At 68.2% G+C, this 10,509-nt stretch carries 10 protein-coding genes; 6 read left to right on the top strand and 4 right to left on the bottom strand.

The annotated features are described in order from the left end of the window. Positions 1-70 precede the first annotated feature (70 nt). Positions 71-1,831: an arginine--tRNA ligase gene (gene argS / locus AQJ91_RS11985; RefSeq protein WP_067019437.1), complete on the bottom strand. Its 1,761-nt coding sequence runs from the start codon at positions 1,829-1,831 to the stop codon at positions 71-73. A 159-nt stretch (positions 1,832-1,990) separates the two neighbouring features. On the opposite strand from argS, the gene lysS reads away from it, so the two are divergent. Next, entirely contained in the window at positions 1,991-3,760 is a 1,770-nt protein-coding gene (gene lysS / locus AQJ91_RS11980) for a lysine--tRNA ligase (protein WP_067019433.1), read from the top strand. Positions 3,761-3,847: 87 nt separating this feature from the next. Here lysS and AQJ91_RS11975 read toward each other — a convergent pair whose 3' ends face one another. The 3 genes from AQJ91_RS11975 to AQJ91_RS11965 all read right to left on the bottom strand — a co-directional run bounded on the left by AQJ91_RS11975 (position 3,848) and on the right by AQJ91_RS11965 (position 7,059). Then, positions 3,848-5,176 (bottom strand): DUF2637 domain-containing protein, encoded by a 1,329-nt coding sequence (locus AQJ91_RS11975; RefSeq protein ID WP_079084836.1) that lies wholly within the window; start codon positions 5,174-5,176, stop codon positions 3,848-3,850. A gap of 82 nt (positions 5,177-5,258) precedes the next feature. Then, positions 5,259-6,140 (bottom strand): DUF3558 family protein, encoded by an 882-nt coding sequence (locus AQJ91_RS11970; RefSeq protein WP_067019427.1) that lies wholly within the window; start codon positions 6,138-6,140, stop codon positions 5,259-5,261. Between the two features lie 118 nt (positions 6,141-6,258). Further along, positions 6,259-7,059, bottom strand: a complete 801-nt coding sequence (locus AQJ91_RS11965; protein WP_067019424.1) for a hypothetical protein — start codon at positions 7,057-7,059, stop codon at positions 6,259-6,261. 204 nt (positions 7,060-7,263) lie between these two features. Between AQJ91_RS11965 and AQJ91_RS11960 the strand changes: the two genes are divergently transcribed. The 5 genes from AQJ91_RS11960 (at position 7,264) to AQJ91_RS11940 (ending at position 10,485) form a co-directional block, all read left to right on the top strand. Continuing rightward, on the top strand, positions 7,264-8,457 hold the full coding sequence (locus tag AQJ91_RS11960) for an RtcB family protein (protein WP_067019421.1): 1,194 nt from the start codon (positions 7,264-7,266) through the stop codon (positions 8,455-8,457). Between the two features lie 190 nt (positions 8,458-8,647). Then, positions 8,648-8,974: a gas vesicle protein GvpO gene (gene gvpO / locus AQJ91_RS11955; RefSeq protein ID WP_067019511.1), complete on the top strand. Its 327-nt coding sequence runs from the start codon at positions 8,648-8,650 to the stop codon at positions 8,972-8,974. Positions 8,975-9,017: 43 nt separating this feature from the next. After that, entirely contained in the window at positions 9,018-9,470 is a 453-nt protein-coding gene (locus AQJ91_RS11950) for a gas vesicle structural protein GvpA (protein WP_199847910.1), read from the top strand. Next, a complete protein-coding gene (locus tag AQJ91_RS11945) occupies positions 9,467-10,192 on the top strand; it encodes a GvpL/GvpF family gas vesicle protein (RefSeq protein WP_079084835.1) in 726 nt (241 codons plus the stop codon). The genes AQJ91_RS11950 and AQJ91_RS11945 overlap by 4 nt, the downstream gene beginning before the upstream one ends. A gap of 26 nt (positions 10,193-10,218) precedes the next feature. After that, positions 10,219-10,485, top strand: coding sequence for a gas vesicle protein GvpG (locus AQJ91_RS11940; RefSeq protein WP_234382044.1), 267 nt, complete (start codon positions 10,219-10,221; stop codon positions 10,483-10,485). Positions 10,486-10,509 lie beyond the last annotated feature (24 nt).

Below are 10,509 nucleotides of genomic sequence, written 5' to 3'. Positions count from 1 at the left end.
TAGAGGACGGGCCGCGGTGTGCTGCCGTACGGTCAGGCGCAGTTGTGCGCGGCGTCAGCGGGTGGGGCGGTCAGAGACGCTCAGGCGTCCTGATCCCCAGCAGCGCCATGCCCTGGTGCAGCGTGCGCGCCGTCACGTCGCACAGGAACAGACGGTTCTCCACCTGCTCCGGCGTCTCCGCCTTCAGCACCGGGCACTTGTCGTAGAACGACGTGTACAGCGACGCCAGCTGGTACAGATACGCCGTCATCTTGTGCGGCGCGTACTCCGCCGCCGCCTCGGCCACCGCCTCCGCGAACGCGTCCACGTGCAGGCCGAGCGCCCGCTCCGCCGGGGCCAGTTCGAGCTCCGGGTGCGCGGACGGGCGTACCTCACCGGCCTTCCGCAGGATCGACCCGATACGCGCGTACGCGTACTGGAGATAGACGGACGTGTCGCCGTTCAGCGACACCATCTGGTCCAGGTCGAACTTGTAGTCCCGGTTCGCCGACGTCGACAGGTCCGCGTACTTCACCGCGCCGATGCCCACCTGGGCACCCCGCTCGGCGATCTCCGCCTCGGACAGGTCCTGCGCCTTCTCCCGTACGACGGCGGAGGCGCGGTCGATCGCCTCGTCCAGCAGGTCCACCAGACGCACGGTCTCGCCCTCACGCGTCTTGAACGGCTTGCCGTCGCTGCCGAGGACCGTGCCGAAGGCCAGCTGCACCGCCGTCACGTCGTCGTTCAGCCAGTCGGCCCGCCGGGCGGTCTCGAAGACCATCTTGAAGTGGAGGGACTGACGGGCGTCCACGACGTACAGCAGCGTGTTCGCCTTCAGGTTGAAGACACGGTCGCGGATCGCCGACAGGTCGGTCGCCGCATAGCCGTAGCCGCCGTCCGACTTCCGCACGATCAGCGGGACCTTGTTGCCGTCCGGGCCCTTGATGTCGTCGAAGAACACGCACAGCGCGCCGTCCGACTCGACCGCGACGCCCGACTCCTCCAGGAGGCGGCAGGTCTCGTCCAGCATGTCGTTGTAACCCGACTCGCCGACGATGTCCGGGTCCCGGATCTCCATGTCCAGCTTCTCGAAGACGGAGAAGAAGTAGATCTTCGACTCGTCCACGAACTTCTGCCACATGGCCAGCGTGTGCGGATCCCCGGCCTGCAGATCGACCACCCGGCGCCGGGCACGCGTCTTGAACTCCTCGTCGGAGTCGAAGTGCTTGCGCGCGGCCTTGTAGAGGCGGCCGAGGTTCGACATCGCCTCCTCGCCCGTCACCTGGGCGTCCTTGTGGTCCAGCTCGTGCGGGTGCTCGTCCAGGTACTGGATGAGCATGCCGAACTGGGTGCCCCAGTCGCCGATGTGATGACGCCGTACGACCGTCTCCCCGGTGAACTCCAGCAGCTGCACCACCGAGTCGCCGATCACCGCGGACCGCAGGTGACCGACGTGCATCTCCTTCGCCACGTTCGGCTGGGCGTAGTCGATGACCGTCGTACCCGGGTTCTCGGCGAACGGGACGCCCAGCCGGTCGGGGTCCGCGTACCGCGCCGCGAGGTTCTCGACGATCGCCCGGTCCGCGATCGTCACGTTCAGGAAGCCGGGCCCGGAGACCTCGATGTCCTTGATCACATCACCGGTGACGAGGTGCGAGACGACCTGCGTCGCCAGCTCCCGCGGATTGGCCTTCGCCTTCTTCGCGAGCGCCAGGATGCCGTTGGCCTGGAAGTCAGCCCGGTCACTTCGTCGCAGCAGCGGGTCCGCGTCGGCGGCCTCCGGCAGGGTGGCCGAGAGGGCGGACGCGAGGCGCTGCTGGACGAGATCGGTGAGGGACGTGACCGAGGCCATAGGAGTAGGTGCCGTTCTCCTCGTGGGGATGGATAGACGCAGCCAGTATCCCATGGGGGTAAAGCGGTTTTCCCGGGCGCACAGTGGTCTGGGAGAATGGGGCGGTCAGCCGTGCGACCGTACCGGCTGCCTGTGTGAGAACTCTCAGAAAAAGAGGACGTGCCGATCGTGGCTCAGAGCACCGAGACCACCGACTGGGTCTCCCGTTTCGCGGATGAGGTCATCGAGGAGTCGGAGCGCCGAGCCCCGGGCAAAGCGACATCACTCGCTACCGCTCCGGTCGTCGTCGTCGCCTCCGGCCTCTCCCCCTCCGGCCCCATCCACCTCGGGAACCTCCGCGAGGTCATGACCCCGCACCTCGTCGCCGACGAGATCCGCCGACGCGGCCGCCAGGTCCGGCACCTCATCTCCTGGGACGACTACGACCGCTACCGCAAGGTCCCGGCCGGCGTCGCGGGCATCGACGACTCCTGGGCCGAGCACATCGGCAAGCCGCTGACCTCCGTGCCCGCCCCCAAGGGCTCCTCCCACCCCAACTGGGCCGAGCACTTCAAGGCCGCGATGATCGAGGCCCTCGCCGAGCTGGGCGTCGAGTTCGACGGCATCAGCCAGACCGCCCAGTACACCTCCGGCGTCTACCGCGAGCAGATCCTGCATGCCATGCGGCACCGCGGCGACATCGACGCGATCCTCGAGCAGTACCGCACCAAGAAGGCCCCGGCGAAGAAGCAGCAGTCGCAGAAGCCGGTCGACGAGGCCGAGCTCGAGGCCGCCGAGGGCTCCGGCGCCGCCGCCGAGGACGACGGCAGCTACGGCTCCGCCGGCTACTTCCCGTACAAGCCCTACTGCGGCAACTGCGAGAAGGACCTCACCACGGTCACCTCCTACGTCGACGACACCACCGAGCTGTCGTACACCTGCAACGCCTGCGGCTTCGCCGAGACCGTCCGGCTGACCGAGTTCAACCGCGGCAAGCTGGTCTGGAAGGTCGACTGGCCGATGCGGTGGGCGTACGAGGGGGTCGTCTTCGAGCCCAGTGGCGTCGACCACTCGTCTCCCGGGTCGTCCTTCCAGGTCGGCGGCCAGATCGTCGGGATCTTCGGCGGGAAGCAGCCGATCGGGCCGATGTACGCGTTCGTGGGTATCAGCGGCATGGCCAAGATGTCGTCCTCGCGGGGCGGCGTGCCCACCCCCGCCGACGCCCTGAAGATCATGGAGCCGCAGCTCCTGCGCTGGCTGTACGCCCGCCGCCGGCCCAACCAGTCATTCAAGATCGCCTTCGACCAGGAGATCCAGCGCCTCTACGACGAGTGGGACAAGCTCGACGCCAAGGTCGCCGAAGGGTCCGCTCTCCCGGCCGACGTCGCCGCACACGCGCGTGCGGTCCGTACGGCCGCCGGTGAGCTGCCGAAGACGCCCCGGCCGATGCCGTACCGGACCCTCGCGTCCGTCGCCGACATCACCGCCGGGCACCAGGACCAGGCGCTGCGGATCCTGAGCGAACTCGACCCGGAGAACCCGCTGGGTTCCCTGGACGAGGCCCGTCCCCGGTACGACAAGGCCGAGGCCTGGATCAACACGCACGTACCCGCCGACCAGCGGACCATCGTGCGCGACGAACCCGACGCCGACCTGCTGAAGTCCCTCGACGAGGCTTCCCAGCAGTCCCTGCGGCTGCTGCTGGACGGGCTGGAGTCGCACTGGTCGCTGGACGGGCTCACCCACCTCGTGTACGGCGTTCCCAAGGTCCAGTCCGGGTTCGCCGCGGACGCCACGCCCAAGGAACTGCCCCCGGAGATCAAGACCGCCCAGCGCACCTTCTTCGCCCTGCTGTACCACCTGCTCGTCGGGCGGGACACCGGGCCGCGCCTGCCCACGCTGCTGCTCGCGGTGGGGCAGGAGCGGGTGCGGGCCCTGCTCGGGGAGTAACGCCGGTTCTGGCGTTTCTGCCGGTTCTACGGCGATGGGGGCGCCCGGCGAGATCGCCGGGCGCCCCCATCCGTCGTCCGCGTGCGCTTACGCGATGTGGTTTTCTTCCAGCTCCGCGTTGTGGCGGTTGGTGAAGCGCAGGACCATGCGCTTGGCGTCGGCGTCCAGGATCGGGACGCCGTACGTCGCCTCCACGTTGTCACTGAACTCGCGCGGGGTCGGGTAGCCGCTGCCGCTTATCGACTGCTTGAACACCTGGTAGAACGACTCCTCGTCCGGCTCGGGGGTCGGGGTGCCGCCGCCCTCGCCGAGCTGGCGGGTGCGGTTGGGGCCGGACGGGATGGGGAAGGTGCCGGTCTCCTCCGGAGAGGGTTCCGGGGGCGGGGGTTCCTGGTACTGCTGCTGTTCCTGTTGGTAGGCCTCTGCCTGGAGCTGTTCGTCGTACCACTGCTCGTACTGTTCCTGCGGGTCGTACGACGGGTCGTAGCCGCCCTGATAGTGGGTTTGCTGCTGGGGGGCGTTGAACCAGGGGCTGCTTTCGTCCGGCTCGGGTGTGTACTCCTGCTGCTCTGCGTTCTGGTTGCTGTCCAGCTCCAGGCGCTGCTCGCTCTGTGGGACGGGCGCCGCCCCAGCGGCACGATCGCCCGGAGCTGGGGCAGAGGGGGCGGCCGCTGCTGCGGGCGCTGCGTCCAGCGCTGCTTGCGGTGCCGGTGGGAGCAGCGCCGGCTCGATACCCGCCGCCGCCAGCCCAGCCGGAGCCGTCTCCGCCAAGGGCACGCCGTAGCGGGCCAGGCGCAGCGGCATCAGGGACTCCACGGGGGCCTTGCGGCGCCATGCTCGGCCGAAGCGGGAGCGGAGGCGGGCCTGGTACACCAGGCGTTCCTGTTCCAGCCTGATGACCTGCTCGTAGGAGCGGAGCTCCCAGAGCTTCATGCGGCGCCACAGCAGGAACGTGGGGAGCGGGGAGAGCAGCCAGCGGGTGAGGCGTACGCCCTCCATGTGCTTGTCGGCCGTGATGTCCGCGATGCGGCCGATCGCGTGCCGGGCGGCCTCCACCGAGACCACGAACAGGATCGGGATCACCCCGTGCATGCCGACACCCAGCGGGTCCGGCCAGGCCGCCGCGCCGTTGAAGGCGATCGTCGCCGCCGTCAGGAGCCAGGCCGTCTGACGCAGGAGAGGGAAGGGTATCCGTATCCAGGTCAGGAGCAGGTCGAGGGCGAGCAGGACGCAGATGCCCGCGTCGATACCGATCGGGAAGACGTAACTGAAGTTCCCGAAACCCTCTTGGATGGCGAGTTCGCGCACGGCGGCGTACGACCCCGCGAAGCCGATGCCCGCGATGACGACGGCACCAGCGACGACCACGCCGATGAGAACGCGGTGCATCCGTGTCAGCTGTAGTGGCGCGGCCACCCGTACTCCCCTCCCCTTGCGTGTTGTTGCGCGCAACAGAGTGGCACATGTGTGCGGCGGACGGGTGGCCGGTCCGTGTCGCTCAGCTCTTCTTCGTAGCCGACTGGGACGGAGAAGGGCTCGCCGACGGTGCCTTGGACGCCGACTTGGACGGGGACTTCGACGCCGACGGAGAGCTGGTCGCCGAGCCGCCGGCACCGGTACCGTTCGTCTTCGTCACCGCGGCCACCGCCTCCTTCGTGGCCTTCTGCGCCAGCTTCGTCAGGGTGTCCGCGCTCGGGGTCTTCTCGCCGGCCAGACCGGCGCCGTTGTAGTCGACGGTGACGACGACGTTCTCGACGCGGGCCACGACTGTCTGCTGCTTGAAGGACCCTTCCTTCTTCTTCAGGTCGTACCGCACCGCCGTCGCCTCGTCGCCCGCACCGGTGACCGGCTCCGACTTGACGTTCTTCGCGTCCGGCACCGACTGGGCGTCCTCGATCTGCTTCTCGTAGTACTCCCGAGCCAGCTTGTCGCCCGCGCCGCGCGTGACATCCGAGTCGAAGCGGAGCAGGGAGACGTTCAGCCAGCGGAACTGGGAACCCTTCACACCGTTGTTGTCCAGGCTGCTCCAGGAGCACGAGCCGCGCGTCGCGACATCGTCCGACGTGCCCTCCTTGCCGGACTTGGCCTTCGGGACCAACTCGGTCAGTGTCTTCTTCGCCAGCGCCGAACACGGCTCCGGAAGCGACTTGAACACCGCCGCCTGCACTGTCGGCGACGGACTCGCCGACGTCGAACTCTCACTGGCCGCGCTCTTGCCCGCGCCGTCGTCCGAGCCGGAGTCGGACGAGCAGCCGGCGGCGACCAGCATCACGGGGACGGCCGCCGCGCTCACAAGGATGCGGTGGCGGCGCTTCACCCGCCGGTCACGCTGGTCACTCTGGTCTCGATCGGCTGCTCGCTGCATGGTTCCTTCACTCATGACACTCGTGATTCCTGCGGTCGGATCGGGTCCGAGGGGCCACGGTACGCGGTGAAGAAGCTGTGTGGTCACGTTTCGGTTGCGTCGCGGAAGGGTGCAGGCGGGCCGCCGACAGGCCCTAACCCGCCAGCGATTCGGCCAGTTGAGTCGCCAGATTCCGGGCCCTGTCCTGCATTTCCTTGCTGTCGGGCACCGTGCCGACCGTCGCCGGCTGCTCCTCGTACTCGATGGTCACAATCACGTTCGACGTGCGGAACGCCACAGTCACCGTGCGCTGCTGAGCCGTTGAACCGGAGCTGCTGAGGGCGTCGTCGAGGAACGCCTCGTCGCCCAGACCGTCCAGGACGCGCGGCTGGAGGCCGGACGGGGTCGCGGAGGAGGAGATGGAGGCGGAGGCGGGGGAGTCGCTCGGGTCGGCGCTCGGGTCGGCGGAGGAACTGGCACCGGACGTCGCCGGCTTCGGCAGGTGAGCCGCCTCCTGCTTCGACGCGAAGACCTCCTCGGCCTCGCTGTCGTCGCTGACAGCCGTGTCGTACGACACCACCCGCTCGAAATCGACCAGGAGATGGTCGGTGGCGTCCGCCGACTCCACCTTCCAACCGCAGCCGACCTTGCGGTCCGTGTCGAAGGTGGGGGTCGCCGTGCCCTCGTACGCCTTCTCGCGCTGCTCCTCGTCCGTGAGCTGCCTGATGCCCGGCAACAGGGAGTCGAGGGTCTCGTGGGTGACCGAGCCGCACGGCTCCGGCAGCGTGCGGTACCGGCCCGGCTCCGCCGCCGGGGTCGACGTACTCGAGCCGCCGGGGTTGGAGTTGTCCGTGCCGCCGTGGTCACTGGAGCCGCTCGTGCAGCCGGCCAGCAGTGCCGCGAGCAGTGCCGCGAGCAGTGCGGCCACGCCGGGTACGTACGCCTTCCGGTGCACGGTAAGGCTCCTCTCGACGGTGCGTGTTCTTCGGGGATCTCAGTATCCCCGCTGGTTAATCGCTTGCCGGGCAGGGGCGCCCCCTGGAGACAATGTGTATCGCACGCACAGCCGTGAACGCCGGTCCGTCGTCCCTTTCGTTGACCTTGGCGCCGGTTTTGCGATCCAAGGCTTTTGGTTGATTACCGGGGGAATGAGGACGATATGTCGTACGTGGAAATGCCGGGCGTGAAGGTACCGATCCGCATGTGGACGGACCCCACGACGGTGGAGGACGTGGCCCTGCAGCAGCTGCGCAACGTGGCGACCCTGCCGTGGATCAAGGGCCTGGCGGTCATGCCGGACGTCCACTACGGGAAGGGCGCGACGGTCGGGTCCGTCATCGCCATGCAGGGGGCTGTGTGTCCTGCGGCGGTGGGGGTGGACATCGGGTGCGGGATGTCGGCGGTGCGGACGTCGCTGACGGCGAATGATCTGCCGGGGGATCTGTCGCGGCTGCGGTCGAAGATCGAGCAGGCGATTCCTGTGGGGCGGGGGATGCATGACAGTCCTGTGGAGCCGGGACGGTTCCATGGGTTCGGTACGGCTGGGTGGGACGGCTTCTGGGGGCGGTTCGACGGGGTCGCGGAAGCGGTCAAATTCCGTCAGGAGCGCGCCATAAAGCAGATGGGATCGCTCGGATCCGGTAACCACTTCATCGAGGTGTGCACGGACACGACCGGTTCTGTCTGGCTGATGCTCCACTCCGGTTCCCGGAACATCGGCAAGGAGCTGGCCGAGTTCCACATCGGCGTAGCTCAGAAGCTCCCGCACAATCAGGGCCTGATCGACCGCGACCTCGCCGTGTTCGTAGCGGACACCCCGCACATGGCGGCGTACCGGAATGATCTGTTCTGGGCGCAGGAGTACGCGAAGTACAACCGCTCGATCATGATGGCGCTCCTCAAGGACGTGGTCCGCAAGGAGTTCAAGAAGGCGAGGCCGACCTTCGAGCCGGAGATCAGCGCGCACCACAACTACGTGGCCGAGGAGCGCTACGAGGGCATGGACCTGCTCGTGACCCGTAAGGGCGCGATCCGCGCGGGTTCCGGCGAGTACGGGATCATCCCCGGCTCCATGGGCACGGGTTCGTACATCGTGAAGGGGCTCGGCAACGAGAAGGCCTTCAACTCGGCGTCGCACGGCGCGGGTCGGCGCATGAGCCGGAACGCTGCGAAGCGTCGCTTCTCGACGCAGGACCTGGAAGAGCAGACGCGGGGCGTGGAGTGCCGTAAGGACTCCGGTGTCGTGGACGAGATCCCGGGTGCCTACAAGCCGATCGAGCAGGTCATCGATCAGCAGCGGGACCTTGTGGAGGTCGTGGCGAAGCTGAAGCAGGTCGTCTGTGTGAAGGGCTGACGCCGAGGAGAACCCATGCCTACCAGGGGCCCGGTCTGTCGACCGGGCCCCTCGGGTTTCCCCTCCGTATCAGAAGCCCCTCGATCCCCACAGTTCCCTCCACCCCCCGAGGCTCGGGTTCGGTGCGCTCCTCCGTTCGAGTGGCGGGCGCTGTGAGGGAGGCTGATGATGGGCGTAGGGCAAGAAGGTGATTGTCACGAACGACCGTGAGCCGAAGAAGACACGTGCTTCGTCTGCGTCCGCCGAGGAACGGGTGTCTGCCTCCGAGGCCATGCGCAGTGCGGCCGAGCAGCTCACCGAACTGCTGGGGCGGACCCCCGAGTCGGTTTCCGCGCTGAGGCCGACCGACCAGGGGTGGGAGGCCGAGGTCGAGGTCGTGGAGGTGGAGCGCGTCCCGGAGACGAGCAGCGTGATGGCCAGCTACCAGGTCGTTCTGGACCCCGCGGGCAATCTACAGGCGTACGAGCGTGGACGTCGGTACACGCGCGCGCAGGTCGACAGGGACAGAGGCCGCTGAGTGCGGCTCCCCTCCACAGGAAGGGAAGAACATCGTGACTGTGATGCCGCATGGCGAGGGCGGCGCCATAGCCAGCCCTGGGGGTGGCGGCTCAGGGAACCTCTACGACGTGCTGGAACTCGTCCTCGACCGGGGGTTGGTCATCGACGTGTTCGCGAGGGTGTCCCTGGTGGGCATCGAGCTGGTGAAGGTGGACGCGCGCGTCGTCGTCGCCAGTGTCGACACGTATCTGCGCTTCGCCGAGGCGGTCAACCGGCTGGATCTGGAAGCGGGCCGCAAGGCCCCCGCGCAACTGTCGGACATCGTCGAGGGCTCCGTCGAGTCGGGCGCCCGGGGCAAGAGCAAGGGGGCGCTGACCGGCGCGGTCGAGGCGGTCACCGAGTCACTCCAGAAGGGGCGCGGGGACGACCGTGACCGCGAGTCCGGGCGGGAGAAGCAGCACGAGCACGCCGACCGCGGCTCCGGCCGTCGCTCCTCGAAGGACCGGGAAGGGTGAGCGAACCGATGTCCTTGTACGTGTACGCGATCACCAAGGCGTCACACCCGCTGGACCTGGACGACCTCAAGGGCGTCGGGGAGCCGCCCGCGGAGTTGCACGTCGTCCGGAGCGGCGACCTGCGCGCCGTGGTCAGCGAGACCCCCGAGGACCTTTCGATGGGGCGCCGGGATCTGGAGGCGCATCACGAGGCTCAGGAGCAACTCTGGGCCGACGGCACCACCCTCCCCTTGGGCTTCGGGTTCGTCACCCCGGACGAGGACTCGGTGCGCGCCGTTCTGGAGGAGAGGGCCGAGGCGTTCTCCCAGCGCCTCGACGAGCTCACCGGGCGGGTGGAATTCAACGTCAAGGGAATCCAGGACGAGGACGCGCTGCTGCGCACCGTCCTGGAGGAGTCCGAGCAGGTCCGTGCGCTGAACGAGGCGATCCGCGACGGCGGCGGGACGTACGAGGACCGGCTGGCTCTCGGCCAGCTCGTGGCCCAGGAGGTGCAGAGCCGGCAGGCGGCGCTCGCCGAGGAGGTCCTCACCGCGCTGCGGCCGCTCGTGCTGTCCGAGAAGCTCGCTGAGCCGTCCCAGCAGTACTTCGTGAACGCGTCCTTCCTGGTGGAGGACGAAGGCTCCGAGGACTTCACCGAGGCCGGCCGTGAGCTGGCCGAGCGTTTCGGAGACGGCGTCGAGCTTCGGCTGCGGGGCCCCTTGCCGCCGTACAGCTTCGTCTGACCGTCCGAGCAGCACCAGGAGGCGATGTGGGAGGACTGGTCAAGGAGATCCTGATGCTGCCGTTCGCTCCCGTGAGGGGCGTCGGCTGGGTGATCGACAAGGTGGTCCAGACCGCCGAGAACGAGTTCTACGACCCTGCTCCGGTGCAGGAAGAGCTCGTGAAGCTGCAGCGGGCACGGGACGAGGACCGCATCGACGAAGACGAATTCGCAGAGCGCGAGAAGGAGTTGCTGCACCGCCTGGAGGAGATCAGGGTCCACCAACTCCAGCAGGGCGGGCGGCCCGGTCTGTGACACGTGAGCACGGAAAGAAGACAG

The organism is Streptomyces dysideae (assembly GCF_001514305.1).
In the GTDB taxonomy this organism is placed as follows: domain Bacteria; phylum Actinomycetota; class Actinomycetes; order Streptomycetales; family Streptomycetaceae; genus Streptomyces; species Streptomyces dysideae.
This window is presented reverse-complemented; position numbering and strand designations above follow the sequence as displayed.

Bases quoted from the DNA above. Each gene is read 5' to 3' on its own strand.
- AQJ91_RS11970 (WP_067019427.1), bottom strand. From the start codon at position 6,140: ATGAGTGAAGGAACCATGCAGCGAGCAGCCGATCGAGACCAGAGTGAC.
- AQJ91_RS11960 (WP_067019421.1), top strand. From the start codon at position 7,264: ATGTCGTACGTGGAAATGCCGGGCGTGAAGGTACCGATCCGCATGTGG.
- argS (WP_067019437.1), bottom strand. From the start codon at position 1,831: ATGGCCTCGGTCACGTCCCTCACCGATCTCGTCCAGCAGCGCCTCGCG.
- AQJ91_RS11950 (WP_199847910.1), top strand. From the start codon at position 9,018: ATGCCGCATGGCGAGGGCGGCGCCATAGCCAGCCCTGGGGGTGGCGGC.